Source organism: Delftia sp. K82 (assembly GCF_002193035.1).
Classification (GTDB): Bacteria; Pseudomonadota; Gammaproteobacteria; order Burkholderiales; family Burkholderiaceae_C; genus Comamonas; species Comamonas acidovorans.
On sequence record NZ_MYFL01000001.1, the window covers coordinates 1633103 to 1653011 of the forward strand.

Here is a 19909-nt window from a genome sequence, read left to right on the forward strand (position 1 = left end):
TGTAAGCGTGGCGGCACAAGGGTTTTCGGGCTTTCTGGATGCGGGGGGCCGGCAGGGCCAGGCACAGATGCCACTGCCGGTATGTGCGGTACCGCACAGAGCTGGTGGGCCTGGCCCGTAAGATGCAAGAGCGTCATTTCTGCTGCCTCCAGACTCTCTTGAAGTGCCGGGATGACTGCACTGGAATTGCCTTTATGCCCTCTTGCGCCGCGTCCACCGGCAATCATTTGCTCGACTCCTTGCCACCCGAGCCATGGCAGCGGTGGGAGCCTGCGCTGGAGCCCGTGGAGCTTGCCCTGGGCCAGGTGCTGTATGAAGCGGGCCGGGTCATGAGTCACGTGTACTTTCCCACGACGGCGATCGTCTCCCTGCTGTACGTGATGGAGAACGGTGCGTCGGCGGAGATCGCGGTGGTGGGCAACGAAGGGATTGTGGGCATTTCCCTCTTCATGGGCGGAGGGTCCACGACCAGCAGGGCGGTCGTGCAAAGCGCCGGCAGGGGCTATCGGCTGAAGGTCGGCGCCATGCAGGCGGAGTTCGAGCGCGGTGGCCCGGTTCTTCACCTGTTGCTGCGCTACACGCAGGCGTTGATCACCCAGATGGCCCAGACCGCCGTCTGCAACCGTCACCATTCACTTGACCAGCAGCTTTGCCGCTGGTTGCTGCTGAGCCTGGACCGGCTCCAGGGCACGGACCTGGTGATGACGCAGGAGCTGATCTCCAACATGCTCGGAGTCCGCCGCGAGGGCGTGACCGAGGCCGCGCTGAAGCTGCAGCGCGCCGAGATCATCCGCTATTCGCGTGGCCGCATCAGTGTGCTGGACCGTACGGGCCTGGAGCAGCGCTCCTGCGAGTGCTATGCGGTGGTGAGAAAAGAGTACGACCGGTTGCTGCCGGACATCACGGCTTGCTAGGTCCCGATCGCGGCCTCTTGCAAAGGGATGACAAAGCAGCTGTGCGCTGCCAGCTCTGTCCAGCGCAGCCTCTGCGATACCTGCAGCATCACTGCCCCCTCCCCGGCACACCTGGCCGCCAGCGCGTCGGTGCTGCCGCGGATCAGGAGAAAGCGCATGCTGCGGCCCTCCCGTTTCAATACCAGTTCGGCCTGGGGCCAATGGGAAGGAAGGCAGGGGGTGAAGAACAGTTCCCCGGCGTGGATGTGCAGCCCCAGGATGGATTCCACTGCGGCGCGATGCATCCATGCAGCCGAGCCCGTGTACCAGCTCCATCCGCCCCGTCCGACAAAAGGGGGCTGGGTGTATACGTCTGCAGCCATGGCGTAAGGCTCGATGGCGTATTGGCTGCCCCATACGGGATGGCTGGCGCGATGGGCCGGACTCAGGTAGGTGAAGTACCGGTAGGGTGTGTCCTGAAGGCGCTCGCTGCCGGTGGCGGTGGCGTGCGCCGCCTGGCGCAGGGCCAGCGAAGCGGCGGCCATCACGGCCCACGCTCCGGCATGGGTGTACTGCCCGCCGTTTTCCCGCACCCCTGCCGGGTAGGCCTGGATATAGCCCGCATGGGGAAGGCCATGGACCAGGGGCGGTGCCAGCAGCGGGATCAGGCCTGTATCGGGCTGGACCAGCTCCGTGTCCACCGCTTCCATGGCAATGCGCGGGCGCGAGGTGCCTGACGTGGTGACCAGGACCGACCAGGCCTGCGCAATCAGATCGATGCGCGCCTCGGGCTGCCGGGCCGAACCCAGTACCGTGCCGTCATCGAAGAACGCCCGCCGGTACCAGCGCCCATCCCAGCCTGCAACATCCAGGGCCTGGCGCCAGCCGGACAGGGCTGTCTGCCAGGCGTCGGCCCGTGCTTCGTCGCCGCAGCCGCGTGCCAGCGGTATCCAGTCCGTGACGATGGCGCACAGGAACCAGGCGAGCCATACCGATTCGCCCCGGCCTTGGTGACCAACAGCGCTCATGCCATCGTTCCAGTCTCCTGCGCCCATCAGGGGCAGGCCGTGCACGCCCACGGCAAGGCTGCGGTCGATGGCGCGCGCCGCATGCTCGTAGACCGATGCCGAAACTTCGCTGATGCCCGGTGTTTCGTAGACGTCGTCCACGCCGTCGGCAATGGCGGGCGCCTCCAGGAACGGAACCTGCTGCTGCAGCAGCGCCGTGTCGCCAGTGGCCTGGAGATAGTGCGAGCAGGCGAAGGGCAGCCACAGCAGGTCGTCGCTGCAGCGGGTGCGCACGCCGGCACCCGAAGGCGCATGCCACCAGTGCTGCACGTCCCCTTCGAGGAATTGCCGTGAGGCGCACAGCGTGATCTGTTGCCGCAGCACGCCGGGATCGGCCCAGACAAGCGCCATGGCGTCCTGCAATTGGTCGCGGTAACCGGTGGCGCCTCCCGCCTGGTAGAAACCGGCCTTGGACCACAGCCGCGAGGAGACCGTCTGGTAGGGCAGCCAGCGGTTCACAAGCACGTCCATCAGCGGATCGGGCGTGTGGATCTGCGTGGCCTGGAGCAGGCCATCCCAGTAGTCGCTGTTGGCCCGTTCTCGTGCCTGGGGGGCCAGGACGGTGGCTTGCTCCAGCAACTGGCGCGCCGCATCGGGACTCGTTGCATGGCCGATCAGATAGGTCTGCTCCCAGGTCACGCCGGGCCGAAGCGTGGCCAGGCGCGACAGGGCTGCGCAGGGTTCGAGCCCGTATCCGCTGCGCTGCCCCAGCTGTGCCGGGAGCTGCAAATGTCCGTCGGATGCAAAGAACTCGCTGCGGTCGCAGGTCCAGTCAAGGCTGTCGTGCTTTCCCGCGAGGGTGCCTTCGCCGGCATGCGATTCGCAGAAGAAAGCCGTGCCGCCGCCAAAGCCGCCCGCAGCCTCGGTCTGGGTGCATAGCAGGCCCAGAAAGCGCTTGTCGGGCGCCGGTGCCCACAGGGCCATGGTCTCCAGCGTGGCGCGGTCGGCCCGGCGCTCGCCCAGCATCCACTCCACCATGCCCGCCATCCTCAGGTGCATCTTGGAGTTGCCATGGTTGACCACGGTGATGCGCACTTGCTTGACGGCCGTCCTGATGTCCACGCACCAGCGCGCACGGATGCCCAGGTCGCCATGGCGGTGGGCGATTTCAGTGAAGCCCTGGCCATGCACCACGCTGTAGCGGGCCTGGGCATGCCCCCAGGCGCTGGGGGCCACGCTCCATGTCTCGCGTGTGCGCCGGTTCTGGAGAAAAAACCACTCGGACGGCATGTCGCAGACGGGATCATTGGACCAGGCCGTGACCTGATTGAGCCGGCTGTTGATCGCCCAGGTATTGCCTGCGCCGCTTTCGGATATCTGCCCTCCGAAGCCGGGGTTGGCCAGGACGTTGATCCAGGGCCTGCCCGGACGCCGGGATGCGCTGACATCGAATTGGAAGTGGCCATGGTCGCCGAGGAACTGTCCGGTCGATACGGGGACAGCCGAGCCCCGGCTTGGCTGGACCGGTATTTTCTGGGGCAGATGCGCTGTGCGCCGCCGGCTGGCCTGGGCCTCGAACTGCTCGCTCCAGGCATGGATCTGTTGCAGCAATGCACGGCCATCGGCATGCAGGCGCACACATGCCAGGCGCTCCAGGCAGGCTGTCTGCGCGGGGGTGAGCGTGTCCTGGCCCAGGACATGAAAGCCTGTCGTGCTGAGCCCTGGGCGGGCGTTGCCGGCCGCCTCATGCTGTTCGCCGATGGCGTTCAGCTCGGCCTGCACCGGCATGTAGTAGGAGTGGAACTCGCTGCTGAGCACGACCAGGTCGCAGGCCACGCCGGCGCGCGACCATTCGCCCAGGGCCTGTCCCAGTATGCGCAGCAGGCCCAGGCCCTGGGGCGCCGCGGCACTCACCACGATGATCGGCCTGTCGCCCGAAAGGCCCAACTGCCACAGCACGCGCCGGTCCTGGATCTGCGGCAGGCGGACGGCGCCTGCGCGATGCGGGTGCAGGCCGGGCTGCAGCTTGGGCAGGGTGAACATCAGCGCCGTGCCCAGCAGTTGCAGTGCCGGCAGGTACTCGGGCCGGGGCCGGTGCTGCAGGGCATCCTGGCCCTGCGCCAAGGTGGCGGAGATCACGGAGGTGCGCTCCACATAGCTGGGCTGGCGGTACTTGTCCAGGATGGCCATGAGGGTGCTGGCACTGTCGCAGGCAGCCGTCGCAAACACCACGCTCACTTGTCCGCCAGGGCCCACGCGCATGCGCACGCCCAGCACGGCGACGGGATCCAGGCCGGTGTCCAGCGCGACAGCTTCACCCGGTGCGGGCTCCAGGCACGCCTGCGGCTGGCTGGCCGCGTGATTGCGGCCGGCCCATTTCGCCCGATCGCTCTGGTAGCGCAGGCCCAGGACCTCCCCCTGCGTGCCGGCCACGAAATGGGCCATCTGCACCACCTTCTCCTCCTTGTGGCGGGCAACCCGCTCAAAACGCATGCCCTGCTGCTGCGCCAGCCACTGCGCCTTCACGAACATGCTGGAGAACGCCGGGTGGGCCTCGTCCGCGCCCGCGCCGGCCAGGATCACCTCCATGGCCGATATCAGCTCCACGTCCATGGGCAGGTTACCCAGGTTGTTCAGCACGACCTTGCGCAGCTCGATATCGTCTTCAGGGCTGATCCAGACCGTGGTGCGCACACGCCATTGCGGCCAGCGGGCATCGAAGCACATGCGGTCCGGGTGGAACGTGCTGGTGTAGGCCGCCTGCGGATCGGGTGCCGGGCTGCGGGTCACGGACACCGGGGCGCTGTCCCGGTCCGTTCGCAGGTAGACAAAGCTCCCGTGCGCATCGCGCAGCAGGTCATCGCGCCAACGCGTGATGTGGGTGTTGCCCAGGCGGCTCCACCCGGCTCCGTTGGCGCGCAATGCAACGCTGTAGCGCCCATTGCTCAGCAAGAGGGTCGGCTCCAGGGCCCGGGCCCCCGGGACGACGGTGCGGATCGCGTTGGCAGGCCTTCGGGACTGGGCATGCAAAAAGGGTGCGGCCAGCGCGCCGGGCCTCAGGCCTGCAAGCTCGCGGGGGGTGCGCTCCTGCAGCAGCGTGGACATGGCCTGGATGCGGGGGTGGTCAGAGCCCCAGCGCTGTGCAACCCCTTGCAGCAGCACATTGGCCAGGGCCACGATGGTCATGCCCTGGTGATGGGCCATGTAGGTGCTGACGAGCGTGAACCTTCCGCCATGGATTTGCCGTGCGGCAGAAAAGTCCAGGGCCTCGTAGAAGCCATAGCGCCCGCGCGCAGCCAGGGCGGCCAGCGCGCGGAAGTTCGCGCACGCAGGTACCGCAGCCACCTGGCAGGCCAGCGCCGTGGCATAGGGGGCGATGACTTTCTCTGCCATCGGCGTGCGGCGCAGTGCCAGGCAGGGCACTCCCTGGGAGGCGTACTGGTAGGCCAGCGATTGGTCGCGCGCCGCATAGGCGCTTTCCGACATGCCCCAGGGAATGCCCAGGCCCTTGGCAAAAGCCATCTGCTCGCGCAGTGCGCAGCGGTTGGCCTCGTCCAGCGCGCTGCCCGCTGGCTCCACTGCCACCAGCGAAGGCATCAGGTACTCGAACATGGACCCCGACCAGGACCGCAAAATCGCGTTGCGGCCATGGGCGAAGAACGGCCGGCCCAACGCCTTCCAGTGCCTGGCGGGAAGGTCGCCCTTGGCAATGGCCAGCAAGCTGGTGGTGCGGGACTCGGAGGCCAGCAGGTCGTAGAACGATGCGTCGAGCTGCTGCTCCTCGAGCCGGTATCCTATGTGCAGCAATTGCCGCCGCGGGTCGAGCAGGAAACGGAAATCCGCATCCCACGCCAGCTGTTCCAGGGTGTGGGCCATCGTCCGCAGGCGCAGGGAGATCCCATCTTGCTGCCCCGCGCCGACGGCGCTGACGTCCAGGGCCGCCGACTGCAGGGTGGCCAGCAGGTCGGCCAGCAGCCATGGCAAGGGGTCCTGCGGCCCGGGCGGGGTGTCGGCCACGGCCCCAGGTTCCGGCAGATCGAGCGCGTGAAGCTCCGCAAAGGCGTCGCGCAGCAATCCCTGCAGCATCATCTGGGCCGATATGTCTGCGGGATCGGCCAGGGGGCTGTCCAGCAACTGGCCGATAGCCGTCTGCTGCAGCGGGCGCTGCAACAGGCGCGCTGCGCCCGCCAGGCAGGGTTTCAACCGGCGCCTGGCCGCACGGATCGCCTGCTGGCTGGCCGCAGGATCCAGCGGGGCGCGGGCCAGCTCAAGGCAGGCGCGGGATACGGCAAGCAGATGGGCTCCGAGGTTGCCGCTGTCCACGGTGGAGACATAGCGAGGCAGCAGCGGCTGCAGGCTCTGGGTGTCATACCAGTTGAGGAAGTGGCCGTTGTGGCGCTCCATCCTGGCCAGCGTGGCCGAGGTCGCTTCCAGGCGCATCAGCAGATCCTGGGTCCCGATCCAGCCGAACTGCCGCGCACAGGCGGCGCTGAGCAGATAAAGGCCGATGTTGGTGGGAGAGGTGCGGTGGGCGAGCACCTCGAACGGCGCCGTCTGAAGGTTGTCCGGGGGCAGGTGGTTGTCGCCTTCGCCCACGCAGCGCTCGAAAAGCCGCCAGGTGTCACGCGCAATGTCCTGCAGCAGTTCGCGGTCTGTGGTCTGCAGCCCTGCATGGCTGAAAGGGGCCCGCCACGGGGCATTGCACAGCCAGACCAAGGCCGGGGTGAAAACCCAGGCGGACAGCAGCAGCCATGCCGCGGCTGGCAGCGGGGCGGGCAGCAGCCACAGGGCCGCCAGCAGCGCAAGCGCGAGCACGGTGCTGTGCCAGTGCCTTGACAAGGCCGGCGCCCAGCCGGGCCGGATGGCGGCATGGGATGCTTCGGCGGTGGTCCATTCCAGCAGATGCCTTTTGCTTACGGCCATGCGGTACAGCGTGCGGGCCACGGCATCCGCGTGGAGCATGGCCTGCGGCAGCAGTTGCGCCAGGTACCACACGCCGGACAGTGCCACCTGCAGCAACTGCCTTGCGCACTGCAGGGCGAAGCGGCTGCCCACGAATCGCGCATGGTGGGGAAGGGCACCGGCGATGGCGCCTATCAACGGCCCGGTGATGCAGGCCGCCGCCGCCAGTGCCAGGGACAAAGGCAGGGCCAGGCCATGTCCTGCCATGGACAGCACGATCAGCAGCAGCGACACGGGCGCAACCAGGGAGCGGCGCAGGTTGTCGAACAGCTTCCATCGGTGGATGACCGCCAGTTGCCAGTATCTGCCGTGCCACAGCACGGGCAGCAATTGCCAGTCCCCGCGCACCCAGCGATGCAGCCGGGCTGCTGCCGTGTCGCTGTGCAGCGGGTCCGACTCCATCACGGTCACATCGGAGATCGCCGCGCAGCGGGCCAGCGAGCCTTCCAGCAGGTCATGGCTGAGGATGCGGTCCTCGGGCAGGCGCTGCGACAGCACGGCGTGCAGGGCCTGCACATGGAGAAGGCCCTTGCCGATGAAACTGCCTTCTCCAAAGAGGTCCTGGTACACATCCGAAGTGGCTGCGCTGTAGGGGTCCATGCCCCGCTGTCCGGAAAAAAGCCACTGCCAGGCAGAGGTTTGCCGCGTCTGCGGCAAGGGCGACACCACGTGCGGCTGCAGGATGCCGTAGCCGCGTATGACCTTGCGCCCGGTGGCATCCAGTTCAGGCTGGTTGTGCGGGTGCTCGGCGATGCCTACCAAGGCCCTGACCTGGCCCGGCGGCAGTTCGGTGTCGCTGTCCAGCGTCAGCACATAGCGCACGCCGGCAGGCAGGTCGGACAGCACGCCCATCTCCAGGAAGGGGGCCGGCATTTCCGTCGCCAGCGCGGCCACCAGTTGCTCGAGCTTGCCGCGCTTGCGCTCCCAGCCCATCCACAGGCCCTGCGTCGCGCTGAAGGACCGGGGGCGGTGCAGCAGCAAAAAGCGCTGCGCCTGGCCCTCGCCGGTGGGGTAGCGCAGGTTGAGCGCCTGTATCTGTTCGCGTGCCTGCGCGAGCAGCGGCTCATCGTCGGCCGTGCCCTGCCGGTCCGCATCCGCCCAATCGCTCAGCAGCGCGAAATGGACACAGTGCTCGGGATTGGCGAGATAGTGCAGCTGCAGGCGGTGTGCCAGTTCGGAGATGGCAGCCGGCTTGCTCAGCAGCGCAGGAATGACGACCAGGGTGCGCGCCGAGGGGCCGATCCCCTCCTTCAAGAGAAAGCGCGGCAGATGCGCTGGAGTTGCGGACTCGCATATGAGCCGGTTCACCAGGGCCAAAACCGCCTCGGAGGCCGGGAAAAACATGAGCAGTCCCAGCAGGGCCAGGCCTGCATGGCCCACCCATGCGTCCAGCGGGCCCAGGGGCCCCAGCGGACCCTGCATCGCGGCGGCATTGCCTGCGCCGTTGAGGTGCAGCATCCATGCCACCAGGGCCAGCGAAGCCGCCACAACGGCGCCGATGTAGGTGACCGTGCGCGACAGCAGGAGGATGGCATACCAGCGGTCCGACAGGGGCCGTCGCGCGCCGAACATGTCCTCCAGTTGGGCGCGTCCCTCGCCCTGCAGCCAGTACCCGGCCAGTTGCGCTGCGCCCTGCGACTGGCCCATCAACCGGATGAGGGCCCTGGCCACGGCGGCCTCGGAGCGATCAGGGCTGCGCGCGGCCAGGCGCTCTATGCCATGCAGCGTAGTGTTGCGGCTGGCATCGTCCTCGGCCAGGAAAACGGGCGAGGCTTGCAGTGCGCGCACAACCAGGCTGGTCCTGCCCACGATACCGGGCCAGTCCCCGGCGCCCACCAGCCGCAGCGAGGCCACCGCATTGCCCACGCTCAGGTGGTCGGCCGCGCTGTCGGCATGCTGCTGCACCTGCAGTGCCGCCAGATCGGGCACTGCACTGCGCAGCCACTCTTCGATCTGCATGTACGCGCCGTCGCTGAAGACCGAGCGATGCCCAAAGAGTGTTTGCGCCAGATGGGACAGGAAGACCTGGCCTACACCGCGCAATTGCATCAAGCGGTGGATTTCGTGGAAGCCGGCGGCATCGAGCCTGTCGATATGGCCCGCAGCCAGGGTGGCCACCTCCTTGGCCGCCGCCTGGCACGCAATCCGCTCCGCCAGGCGCCTCAAATTCTCGACCAGAATCACCCGCAGCGTGGTGGGCAGCGCCCAGAGCTCACCCTGGCTGAGTTCGCTCTTGCTCTGGTATGCGTCAAGAAAACAGGTCAATAGCGATTCATCGAAGGCACCATCGGTGTGGGCGACAAAGGACCATGCCACCTGGTAGATGCGAGGAAGGCCTGTGAGCGGGGCCTCCTGCAAGACGGGCAGCGAGCGGTAGTAGCGGGTGGAAAGGCCTTCGCTGATCTCCCGCAGCTGATCCTCGATCAGGTGGAAATTGTCGAAAAGCCACTCTGCGCCGGATCCCAGCTCATGGCCCTCCTGGTGCAGGCCGGCGATGTACCTGAATGAGGTGCGCAGGGATCTGAGATTGTTTTCAAGACGTGGATAGAACGTCGCCTGGCCAAAACGTGGGCGGCCCACGGCATGCGCGCCCCCCAGGGTCATCCCATACTGTTCAAAGTGTGCGCAGCCAAAAAGCTCCGACCTGATGGGTGCCAGGACTTCTCCATGGCGGGCATCCAGCAGGTGGCTGATATGTGGCGGTATCCATTTCCAGCGCTTGCGCATTTGCATTCATGGCTTCCGGGCAGCGCACTACAGAGCAAGCCACACGACGGCGGCCAGGGTTGCGATCAGCAGCATTCCCGTCAGCGTGCGCTCGCCCAGCATGCGGTGGATGGCCGTGAATCCCGTCCAAAGCGCGAGCAATGGCCTTCTCAGCGCATCGCAGTGCGCCAGGTGCTCGGTGAGCATGAGGCGATCCATCTGGGACAGGCTGGCAGGCCCGCCGACGCAGGAGGTGTCCCAGGTCGGGACGAGGTTGGAAAAGCGGGGCATGGGCGGAACTCCTGGTGCGGATTGCGCGGATGCAATCCCTTGGACACATGCCCTCTTGTAGGGGGCGCAGGCCGCGGCGTCTGTGCGCAGACGAACATTCACGGGCAACACGCGGCGATGTGCCCTACCGCACCGACGGCGATGTGCGAACAGGCCACTGTGGGACGGCATGGCAGGCACAGCGCAGCGCGTGGGTGCGGTGGACGGCGTTCCTGACCAGGGCGGGCAGCCTCCACGCCATGCGCCAGTCCACTACGTTTCAAAGAGGTTCTCCCATGAAAAAAATCAAGGTCAATGCGCTCGCCCTGGCGGCGACAGTCCTGCTGATGGGCCTGGCCGGCTGCGGCAATATGTCCAAAAGGGATCAAAGCACGGCGATCGGTGCGGGTGCAGGAGCGATCGGCGGGGCCGTGCTCACAGGAGGCAGCGCTGTGGGAACGGTCGGTGGTGCTGCGGTCGGTGGAGTCATCGGCAACCAGGTCGGCAAGGACAAGAAGTAAACCTGGCCATGCAGGCTTGGCATCCTGCATGGCCATGTAGAAATCGCTGGCGGATCAAGGGCTTGTCTGTGAAATGGTGAAGGCGATATTCATCTTCCGGATCTGCGAATCATCCGTTTCCCTCAAGCATGGCGAATTCTGAGGAACACCATGGCTCAAAGGTATCCAAGGCACATCGGATCAAGAAGAACAGGTGCTTTTTTTGCAGACGAAGCAGGCCTTCGCCCCCACGCCATCCAGTCGGATTTCGAGCGAAATCACTGGCTGGGCGTCTCCGTGGAAAATCGAATGCGCAAGGGGCTTGAAGCCTGTTTGCAAGGCCTGCAGCGGCAATGCGATTCACTGCGCGAGGAGTTGCACAACACGCGTATCGCCCTGGGAAAGGCGCATTTCGAGCTTGACAGGACCAAGGCGGATGAACGCGCAGCGCATCACCTGGCGACACATGACCATCTGACCTCCCTGCCGAACAGGTTCTCATTCCTGGATCGGCTTTCCAGGGCGATCGGCTTTGCCATGCCCCAGGCCATTCCCATCGCGGTGTTGTATATGGATCTGGATGGCTTCAAGACAATCAACGATCTCCATGGCCACAGTGCAGGAGATGAAGTCCTCAAGGTCGTATCGGGCCGCCTGAGATCCTTCATCCGCCGAGAGGATCTGGTGTGCAGGCTGGGAGGCGACGAGTTCGCATGCCTGCTGGAGCCCTCTCCGGAAATGGAGCAGCTGCGCGCCCTGGCCAGAATGATCTGCAGGGAAATAGCCAACCCCATTCACTGCAACGGGCTGGAGCTGAAAGTGGAGGCCAGCATGGGCATCGTGATCGCACACGAATGGCCTGTGTCTGCGGAGCAATTGATTGCTGATGCGGATCGCGCCATGTATCGGGCCAAGCGCATGCGCAGCGGCTATCAGTTCAGTGTTTTTGAGGGCACTTAGGCCCGCCCCGTAAGCAGCAATACCACGACCACCACCACCAGCAGGCTTATCGCAATGCTGGGAGCGTATCCCCAGCTACGGCTGTGGGGCCATGAAGGCAGAGCGCCAACAAGCACCAGGATCAGGATGATTAGAAGAATGGTGGTCAGACTCATGATGCTCTCCAAGGCGCTTTGCAATGCACGGCGTAGAGTTGCATTGCATCGTGTTCCCAAGCGATGGTCTGTGCGCTGGCGCACGTCCTTGGATTTTTGAATTTTTGACTTTGGTCTTTCAGGCCGGGGTGCCCATGATTCTTGAATAGATTTGTCTGTCTGCCGCGTAGCAGCTGCACGCCCTGTTTTCCAGCGCTGCGCGGTTCAATACCATCATCTCACCACGTTTGTAGGCAATCATGCCGTCGTTCTGAAATCTGCTGGCGATGTTGGTGATGCTGACACGCCGTACGCCCAGTATCAATGCCATGAATTGCTGTGTGACATGAAAGCTGCCGGCACATCGGTCGCTGCTCATCAACAGCCATCGGGCCAGGCGGGAGGCTGCCGTATGGTAGTTCAGGCAGACTGTGAAACGTGCCTGTTGATGCAAGCGCACAAGTATGAATTTTTTAATCAGTTCACCGAGCATGGGGATCTCTGTGCACTGCTTTTCTAAATCCGTGCGGCTTATTCGCCAGCAGGTACCAGATTGTTGTACCAAGATCTTCCAAGGAGGAGGTGTTGCATTGCCTAGAATGCTTTCTGACCCGACCATCGCCTCATTCCCTACCATGCCTATTCCCAGGGAATGTCCCAGGGAATGGTTGCTGTTGATTTCCATAACCAAGGAGATGCATCCGCTTTCAGGAAAGTAAGCGTGCTCCAGAGGGTTGCCTGCTTTGCTCAATTCTGATAATGCGATCAATTCGAAGATTTCACAGTGCTCAACAAAGTGATCTGCCGATGCAGGATAAAGCAGGCGTATTATCCTGTTTTCAATATTGGCATGATGGGTGCCCGAATTTTTCATACAATTCCAATGAAATGAGTTTCGTTCATTTCTCGTGATGGATACCTCGATGACTGACGCTGAAGCCGGGTCATCAGATGATTTTTCTGTTCAAGCAGGCCGCACTATTGATCATGGTGCTTTTTTGATTCCATGTATGTGCGGCTGCGTACGCAAAGCCCGCTGCCGGGAAAGCGGCTTTTTTATATGAAAATCAGTTCTGCTGCCGAATCCGAGATGAGGTCATTTAATTGCGCATCCAAAATATTTTTTCCATGATGTGCGCTGGCGAACAGAAAAATAGCAAAAATAGATCCAAAAATAACGCTGACCGGCCTACGCAACTTTAAAAAGTGAAGAAATGCCACGCACGGAAGGCGCCATGGCCGCCAATCCAAAAATCTCGCGACACGGCAAGGGCGTGCCGGATCACTCAATCCTCGGCTCAAAAAACCTTGGTAGAGAGAAATTTATGAGCTGGCACTCGGATGCTGCAACAGTGGTTCTGCGGCAATCCAGATTCGACTGTCCAGGCGTTGCGCCCTGGCTTTGGCTGGAGTGGGCGCGGGTGCCCTCAGCGACTGCCAGCGGCCCTCAGCGGCCCAGTTCTTCCACAGGCATATCCGTGATCGCTTCGGCAAACAGTCGCCTGCAGTAGGCCAAGGGTCTCATTGATGCGATGCCATGCCGCGTGTTCGGCGGTCGTGCACGAGGCCAGGAACTTGGGCGCCGGCAGCGCCTTGCAGAACAACCAGCGAGTGACCGGTCTTGACCGTTGCAGCCACTCACGCACTGCGCCGTGAATGTCGCAGTTCAGCCTGAAGCCGTCATCTACCGGGATGTCTGTGAGGACCGCTCCTGGCCGATAGCCGAACTTACGAAACGCGTAAGACTAGGCTGGAGAGCATGTCGTTGAGCTCTGTGTCGTTGTGTCCACGGCCGTTCTCGACTAGGTCCCAATGCCAAATTGCTTGAACCTCTGGCGTCATGGCATTCTCGTAAACGTTCACGGCGAGCCACGCCAAGTCTGTCCTTGAAAGTTGGAAGCGGCGCGCGACTTTTCGCAAGGCTGTTGCGGGAGGCTGACTTGCCAGCTCACTACGCGCCGCCTCAAGCATCTCTTGGGTCGCCTCAAACATCCTGATTCCTATGCCCCCGGGAAAACATCGACCGTCGGCCCTTGGCCGCCCCCAGTCCGCCGCTGGGCTGCTTGGCGCTGCGAGATGACGCGGAGCAAATCGTCAACGGCAACGTCGCCCGTCACCTCAACTTTGTCCGAGACCGTGGCCAAGTAGGCTTCCCAATGCTCGGACGGCTCTTCCCACGGCATCTCATGAAGAGTCCACCAGCGGTCGAACACCTGAATGGTGATGCCGTCGGAGCCGAGAACGCGATGGGCGTCGAGAGAGGAGGACAGGAATTCGTACTCACGGACGCGCGCAAGGTAGAGCAGTTTCACCGCCATAGCAACCGCCTCTTGGCGCCACGCCGACCTGTCTGACCAGCACCTGCTTGTCAGCACCGGCTGCAGAAGCATGTCCGCCTCTTCCGCCGTGAGGACTGATGGGAATGTGACCAGCGCAACTGCTGATGGCTCAATCTGGAAATAGGTGGTGTGTTTCACGAGGTCCAATGCTCGCTTCGAATGCCAGTTTGCAGGGATGGATTCTGCCTATACCGCGAATGGCCGGTTGAAGTCACAACCGAAACCAGCCGTTTAATCAACCCCTCCCCAGTCCACCCACCCCATCCCCACCCCCCGATTTACATGCCGCTGCCCACCCACCACAAATTCCGAATCCAGCGTGGCCAAAGCAACAGAGATCCAGGCGCCCTCTGCGTAATGCGCGCTGTGCCACGTCAGCGATGAGCCGCATTGCTGGCAAAAGCAGCGCGTGATGCCGGGCGATGAGGCAAAGGAGCGCAATTGCTCCTGGCCCTGGGTGAAGACAAGGTCCTTTGCCGGCACGCTGCCGTAGGTGGCGAATGCGGCGCCGTGGGCCTTCTGGCAGATGCGGCAGTGGCAGTGCGACACGGCCTTGGGGCTGGACCGCAGTTCATAGGCGATGGCGCCGCACAGGCAGCTGCCGGTCAGGGCAAGAGGGGGGCTATCCGGGGCGTTGCTCATGGTCGGTCGGGCGCAAAAAAGGCGCATGCCATTGTGCATGCGCCCAATGCCGCGACAGGGATGCGCGGCAACCCCAGGAGTCATCCGTTTCGTCAGTCGCCGATGACCTGCAGCCCGCTGCCGTCTCCATGCGCCTGCAGGCACATTCTTCCGAGGTCGTTGAGAAAGCGCAGCACGGGCATCTCGCCCACGCAGGCGGGGATGGCGGCCATGATGTCGTTGTGCAGTTCCAGCAGCTGGTCGGCGGCGACGAACATGGCGGCGGATTCGCCGTAGTAGTGCCGCCAGAAGTCCTGCAGCAGGCCGTGGCGGGCCTTGCCTACAACCAGCGGATAGCCGTTTTCCCAGACCTGTGCGTCCATGGAAAGGCTGGCCAGGCCAGGGTCAACAGGCCGCGCGCTGGCGGGGATCAACAGTACACGTCGCATGTCCATGCTCATTTGCGTCTTCCAGGTGCGCCAGTGGACTCGGGCAACCCGGTCCGGGAGGAGGGTGAGAGGGTTCGCACCGCAGGCGGCAAGAACCGGTTCCCACTTTATTCACGTGTGCACAACAAGAAAATTACAGCTGATTACATGCGGCGAGCGATGCGCCGTGTGCCTGCCGTTCTCCGTTCCAGTTCGCCGTTCCAGTTCGCCGTTCAGGCGCTGCGCGCCCCGCCTTCGATCTCGAACGCAAAGTCCCCGAAGCGCAGGCTGCCGCGCCGCCGCTCCACCAGGGCGGGCGAGGCAGCGCATTCGGGCAGGGCGCTGAGGATCTGGTGCTTGGCGCGGAAGATCTGGATGTTCACGTACGAGGGCTCCACGCCCAGCATGCGTGAGAGTGCATCCAGTTCTATCCAGCCCTGGCTTGCGGGGGCCAGGCCTTTGTCTGCGTCCTGCTGGCGCACGCGGGCCAGGGTGACAAGGGTGTAGTGGTGTATGCGTTCGCCCAGCGCAATGGGCTTGCCGTCGCTCATGACGGTCAGGCTGGCGTGCTCTTCGTTCTGGCTGACGGTGAAGCGAAAGGACACCTCCGGCGGCTTGGGCGCACGCGGGTCGAAGCTGCTTTCCCGCGTGGATTCCAGGTCGTCGCATTGCACGAATTCCCAGCTGCCTGCGGAGGTGTGGACCATGGCGCCATCGACCAGGGGCTCGGTGCCGTCGCCGGACTCCTGAAGCCAGCGGCCGTCCTCGAAGAAGACGTTGGCTTCGGGCTCCTGCGCGTCGGGCAGCAGGGTGCCGCGCGGGTTCAGTGCCAGGGGGCCGTCCTGGGGCAGGCCCGGGCCGGGGCTCAGGCAGGTGACGGGAGGTCCCAGGTCTTCCACGGTCCAGGCCGCTTCTGCGCCTTCGCCCATGCTGAGCTTGGCGCCCACCGCCAAAACGGTCCAGCGGCCGGCGACCAGGCGCACGCCGTTGAGCATGGTGCCGTTGCGGCTCTGGTCCACGATTTCCCAGGTCTGCCGGTTCCAGCGGAACAGTGCGTGGACCTGGGAGACGTCGGGCGCCTTCATGACGGTCTGGCAGACCGAGGGGTGGCGGCCGAAGGTATGCAGGGGCCGCAGCACGACGATGCGGCCGTCGAGTTGGTTACGAAAGAGGGCCATCGCCTCGAATTCTCCTTGGGGCTTGTGTGAACAGGGGGTGGGCTGGGGGCGCATTGGCCCGGAGCCGGCAGCCTGTTGCCAAGCTGAGAGAGTACATGCCCGCTGCGCTTTTCAGTTTGTCAAACGTACAGAGCCTGCGGATTCAGTTCGGATTCCTGCAGCGGCCGGCTGCGCCAGCCCAGGGCCACGGGTACGTTGCGCAGCCGTGGATTGCCCAGTTCCGGCCAGATATGGCACAGGCCGGGAATCACGACTTTGACGGTGTGCAGAGGGATGTCGGGGCGCGAGTGGTCGTAGACGATGGTTTCCAGGCCCAGGCCGCGTGCGATGTCCACGCAGCGCGCAATGGCCTGGGCAATGTCTCGCGGCGCGGTGTCCGGCGTGTGCCCAGACAGTGGCGCAGGCTGTTGCGGCGGCGCATCGGCGCTGTCCGCAGGGTGCAGGAAGGCCTGCAGTGGCTCGGGCACGGCAAAGCTTTTGCCGGCCGCGATCAGCTGGCTGATTTCGGTGAGGGCGCGTTCGCAGGCCAGGGCGCGGTCCAGGCTGCAGCCAAAGCCCACGGCCCATTGGCCGGTGTCAGCGTGGCGGCCCACGGAGACGACCACCGGTATGCCGAAGTCATGCGTGATGTCCAGCAGCCAGTACGACCATTGCGGGCCGCAACTGCGGTCCAGGCGCTGGCGCGTGGCCTGGTCGATGCCTTGCAGCGCAATGGCGGGCCTGCGGATCTGGCCGTACCACCAGATGGCGGCGGCGTCGCGTTCCACCAGTTCCATGAAGCCTTGGAGGATGGCCTCTTCCCGCGTGTTGCCGGCCGCGCAGCCGTTGGAGGTCCAGCCCACGTGGTGCAGGCTTTGCGCGGGCGCATGGGCCAGGCAGAAAGCCAGCGGCAGGTAGCGGCGCGCATCGGCGGTCAGGGACCAGGCGGGAGCCCACCACACGGGTTCGCACTGGCCGGCGCTGGGGGCCACGGCATGCGGTGGCTTGTCGGTGGCAAAGCCGGCGGTTTGCTGGTCGCTGAAGCGAGCCAGTTCCGTGGGCGCGATGCAGGGCGCGTCCAGCTCGGCGGCGGGGGCGATGACCACGGCTTCGTCGCCCTGGTGGAAGGCGGCGTAGCGCTCCACCGCTTCGCACATGGCGCTGGCGCGGGCCTGCACGGCCGACAGGCCCTTGCCCAGGCACAGCTGTGTCCCGGAGCCGGCCAGGCTGGTGCTGCCGGGGGCCGGTGTTCTGAAGATTTCGCTGCGGTAAACGGTGAGCGCTTCGTCGGTCTCGGCCGTCAGCGGCGTGACCCGGGCAATCACGCCAGTCAGCGGGCTGACGTGCTGCGACAGGCGCTGCACCGTGGTCTCGGCCGGCACGCTGCGCCAGCCGCCATCGGCGCGCGCGGCATGCGTGCCTGGAACTGGCGCAATGCGTTCGCGCTGGCGCAGGGCCATCAGCCCTGGCGTGCCGCAATGCGGGCACTGCGGGCGGGCGGCCACCGGGTGGGGCTGCTCAGGCTCCAGCGTCCACACGGTTTGCGCCGCATCGGTGTGCGCCAACAGGCGCTGCACCGTGGGCAGCAGGGCCTGCAGCCGCGTGGCGATGAGGTCGGCGCCGGCGCGCACGGGCGGGCAGCGGTCGTTGTCCTGAGCCTGGCCGTTCATGCCGCCGCGTGCGGGATGGTTGCGTTGCCAGCGGTGTGCGAGGCAATGCCAGCAGGCCGTTGCCCGGGGTTTGAAAAGCGGTCCCGCCATGGCCTGCTCGCCCGCTGGCCGCACCAGCAGCCAGGGCCGGCCTGCGGCACGCTGGTTGGCGTCGATGGCGCCCAGGCGCGGGTCCAGATAGTCGTCGCAGAAAACGATGGTGAGCGGGGCGGGTGCCTGCGTGGCCGCGGCCGCAGCCCAGCGGCAGGCGGCTGTGCTGTCCAGCGCTGCAGTCAGCATGACGATGTCGATCTGCTCCGATGCCTGCAGGCGCACGGGCGGGGCCGAGAAATCCGGTTGCAGATAACCGTGGCCTTTCACGTCGCTGTGCAGCACCGGCTGTACCAGGCCCTGGCGCAGCAGGGCGCCCAGGGCGTGCAGCATCTGTGCAAGCGGCGCATCGGGCACCGCAGCGCAGTGCTGCATGAGGCTGGTGCCGGCCTGCAGCGGGGCGTTCAGCGCCAGCACGGCGGCAGAGCCCAGGGCCAGGGTGTCGCGTTCGCTGGCCAGCAAAAGGCGGTCGCCCTGCTGCACGGGCGGCAGGAATTTCTCGTGCCAGCGAAAGGCGTGGGCGAACAGGTCCGGGGCCGTGGGCTCAGGCAAGAGACGGTGCTCCGAGTTCAAGGCGGACGACGGCATAGGGGTGCTGGCCGGTAGTGGCGTGGAAGGCGGTCTCGAACAGCTGGTGCTGCTGCGAGAAGCGGGCATACAGGTGCTCTTGCAGGCTGATGCGGATGCCGGGGTGGATGCGCTCTATCTGCGCGCCGTCCGCAAAGCCCGAGACGACGGGCAGGCGCATTCCGCCCACCTGCATGGGCAGCCGTGCAAGGGCCGGGTGCACATGGTCGAGCACGACGGTGCACGGCGGGCTGCCGGGCGCGGCAAAGCGCTGGGCCAGCTGCTGCAGCATGGCCTCCAGCGCAGCCTGGGGAAGATAGGGGCAGACGCCTTCCAGCAGCACCAGAACGGGCTGGTTGCCGGGCAGGGCGGCGGTGTCCAGCCAGGAGGTGTCGAGGATGGAGCAGGCGAGGTTGGCTTCAGGGCCTGCAATGTATTGCGCGCGCAGGGCGATGGCGTCGGGCAGGTCCACGTTCAGCCAGCGTGCGGTGCCGGCCTCGGGGGCCAGGCGGTTGCGCCGCGTGCACAGGCCTGCACCCAGCGCAATGCACAGGCCGGACGGATGGGCGGTCAGAAATTCGGTGGTGAGCCGGTCGAACAGCTGCGAGCGCAACACCACGCTGCGTACAAAGGCGGGGTCGGCCGCATGGGCCTCGCTGGCCTGGGGCAGGGCGGCGGCAATGCGGCGCGCCTCGGGGTCGGAAAAAGGCGGCAGGTCCGGCAGTTCCGAGGAAGCTGCCGGACCTGCCGCCCGGGCACGTGCCGCCAGCGTCAGCAGCAAGGTGGCCGTGACCCCTTGCAGCTGCGCCGGTGCCGTATCAGCAGGTGAAGGGGTAGGCGTCACCGGTGTTGTTGTAGGAGGTGAGGGCGATGGCCCACAGGTCCTGCTCGGCGGGTGCCACCGGGTAGTTCAGCACGATGCCGTTCTTGATGGCCGTGCCGTCTGCGCGCTGCAGGTTCCATTCGCCGCGTGCCGCATCCCAGGTGAAGGCCTGCTCGGTCTCGAAACGCACCTGGAAGTTGAACGGGTTGTTGTAGCCCAGCCATTGGCTCAGCACGGGGGCCTTGTCCTTGCCGTCGTCACGCGTCAGCTCTGCGTGGAACTCGGGCGACTGCCAGGCCAGGGCGATGGCGCGCAGCACCACGCCGCCAAAGGCCAGCAGCGAGTCCGGGCCGCCGCCGGGGATGCCCAGGCCGGTGGGCAGGGCGGCCTTGAGCGTGCCGTTGCTCGGTTCCTCGAACGAGGTGCTGATGCCCATGAAGTTGGGGAACAGCTGGTAGTAGGCGGCCAGCGCCTCGGAGGCGTGGGTCTGGGGCGCCTGGGGCAGGACGATGACGAATTCATCGTCGGGACCGATCCAGCCGGCCGTGAGCACGGGCTTCCATTCGGCGCGCTGGGTGGGGTCGTCGCTCAGGCGCAGCGACACATCGACCTGGGGCCACTGGGTCGGCAGGCTGAAGTCGCGGTGCAGCATGGGCTGGATGTCGCGCTGCCCCAGCAGATCACGGCGGTAGGCGTCATCCTGCCAGGAGCGGGCGATGGCTCGCAGGTAGGCAAGGCGGAATGCGAGCAACGGTTCAGTATTCTGCAGCTGGGTGGTCATG

At 65.3% G+C, this 19909-nt stretch carries 15 protein-coding genes; 4 read left to right on the forward strand and 11 right to left on the reverse strand.

Features of this window, described 5'->3' with window-relative positions; all coding sequences use genetic code 11:
• Window positions 1-194 precede the first annotated feature (194 nt).
• On the forward strand, window positions 195-914 hold the full coding sequence (locus KDK82_RS07080) for a Crp/Fnr family transcriptional regulator (protein WP_034398720.1): 720 nt from the start codon (window positions 195-197) through the stop codon (window positions 912-914).
• Here the strand turns inward: KDK82_RS07080 and KDK82_RS07085 are convergent.
• Together KDK82_RS07085 and KDK82_RS07090 are read right to left on the reverse strand one after the other, a co-directional pair.
• Window positions 911-9595, reverse strand: coding sequence for a glucoamylase family protein (locus KDK82_RS07085; RefSeq protein WP_088164394.1), 8685 nt, complete (start codon window positions 9593-9595; stop codon window positions 911-913). The genes KDK82_RS07080 and KDK82_RS07085 overlap by 4 nt on opposite strands.
• A gap of 21 nt (window positions 9596-9616) precedes the next feature.
• Complete coding sequence (locus tag KDK82_RS07090; RefSeq protein WP_013801897.1) at window positions 9617-9859, reverse strand: hypothetical protein; 243 nt, start codon at window positions 9857-9859, stop codon at window positions 9617-9619.
• A gap of 326 nt (window positions 9860-10185) precedes the next feature.
• Here KDK82_RS07090 and KDK82_RS07095 point away from each other — a divergent pair, with 326 nt between their 5' ends.
• Together KDK82_RS07095 and KDK82_RS07100 are read left to right on the forward strand one after the other, a co-directional pair.
• Complete coding sequence (locus KDK82_RS07095; protein WP_085929082.1) at window positions 10186-10359, forward strand: glycine zipper 2TM domain-containing protein; 174 nt, start codon at window positions 10186-10188, stop codon at window positions 10357-10359.
• A gap of 150 nt (window positions 10360-10509) precedes the next feature.
• The gene (locus KDK82_RS07100; protein ID WP_080736917.1) at window positions 10510-11298 is read left to right on the forward strand and encodes a GGDEF domain-containing protein; all 789 of its coding nucleotides are present in this window, start codon (window positions 10510-10512) and stop codon (window positions 11296-11298) included.
• Here KDK82_RS07100 and KDK82_RS07105 read toward each other — a convergent pair.
• Together KDK82_RS07105 and KDK82_RS07110 are read right to left on the reverse strand one after the other, a co-directional pair.
• Window positions 11295-11453 (reverse strand): DUF3309 family protein, encoded by a 159-nt coding sequence (locus KDK82_RS07105; RefSeq protein WP_088165448.1) that lies wholly within the window; start codon window positions 11451-11453, stop codon window positions 11295-11297. The genes KDK82_RS07100 and KDK82_RS07105 overlap by 4 nt on opposite strands.
• Before the next feature lie 118 nt (window positions 11454-11571).
• Entirely contained in the window at window positions 11572-12306 is a 735-nt protein-coding gene (locus KDK82_RS07110) for a Crp/Fnr family transcriptional regulator (RefSeq protein WP_088164395.1), read from the reverse strand.
• Between the two features lie 49 nt (window positions 12307-12355).
• Here KDK82_RS07110 and KDK82_RS32650 point away from each other — a divergent pair, with 49 nt between their 5' ends.
• Window positions 12356-12496 (forward strand): hypothetical protein, encoded by a 141-nt coding sequence (locus KDK82_RS32650; RefSeq protein ID WP_179217863.1) that lies wholly within the window; start codon window positions 12356-12358, stop codon window positions 12494-12496.
• Between the two features lie 936 nt (window positions 12497-13432).
• Here the strand turns inward: KDK82_RS32650 and KDK82_RS07120 are convergent.
• The 7 genes from KDK82_RS07120 to KDK82_RS07150 form a co-directional block, all read right to left on the reverse strand.
• Window positions 13433-13909 carry a hypothetical protein gene (locus KDK82_RS07120; RefSeq protein ID WP_141831497.1) on the reverse strand — a complete coding sequence of 159 codons (477 nt, stop codon included), beginning with the start codon at window positions 13907-13909 and terminating at the stop codon, window positions 13433-13435.
• A 93-nt stretch (window positions 13910-14002) separates the two neighbouring features.
• Window positions 14003-14413: a GFA family protein gene (locus KDK82_RS07125; protein ID WP_088164397.1), complete on the reverse strand. Its 411-nt coding sequence runs from the start codon at window positions 14411-14413 to the stop codon at window positions 14003-14005.
• 92 nt (window positions 14414-14505) lie between these two features.
• A complete protein-coding gene (locus tag KDK82_RS07130) occupies window positions 14506-14841 on the reverse strand; it encodes a hypothetical protein (RefSeq protein ID WP_225970979.1) in 336 nt (111 codons plus the stop codon).
• Window positions 14842-15053: 212 nt separating this feature from the next.
• A complete protein-coding gene (locus KDK82_RS07135; protein WP_088164398.1) occupies window positions 15054-15998 on the reverse strand; it encodes an FHA domain-containing protein in 945 nt (314 codons plus the stop codon).
• Between the two features lie 119 nt (window positions 15999-16117).
• The gene (locus KDK82_RS07140) at window positions 16118-18325 is read right to left on the reverse strand and encodes a TOMM precursor leader peptide-binding protein (RefSeq protein ID WP_088164399.1); all 2208 of its coding nucleotides are present in this window, start codon (window positions 18323-18325) and stop codon (window positions 16118-16120) included.
• Window positions 18282-19148 (reverse strand): class I SAM-dependent methyltransferase, encoded by an 867-nt coding sequence (locus tag KDK82_RS07145; protein WP_256974406.1) that lies wholly within the window; start codon window positions 19146-19148, stop codon window positions 18282-18284. The genes KDK82_RS07140 and KDK82_RS07145 overlap by 44 nt, the downstream gene beginning before the upstream one ends.
• Window positions 19123-19908 carry a BMA_0021/BMA_0022 family TOMM bacteriocin gene (locus KDK82_RS07150; protein WP_088164401.1) on the reverse strand — a complete coding sequence of 262 codons (786 nt, stop codon included), beginning with the start codon at window positions 19906-19908 and terminating at the stop codon, window positions 19123-19125. The genes KDK82_RS07145 and KDK82_RS07150 overlap by 26 nt, the downstream gene beginning before the upstream one ends.
• Between the last annotated feature and the right edge of the window lies 1 nt (window position 19909).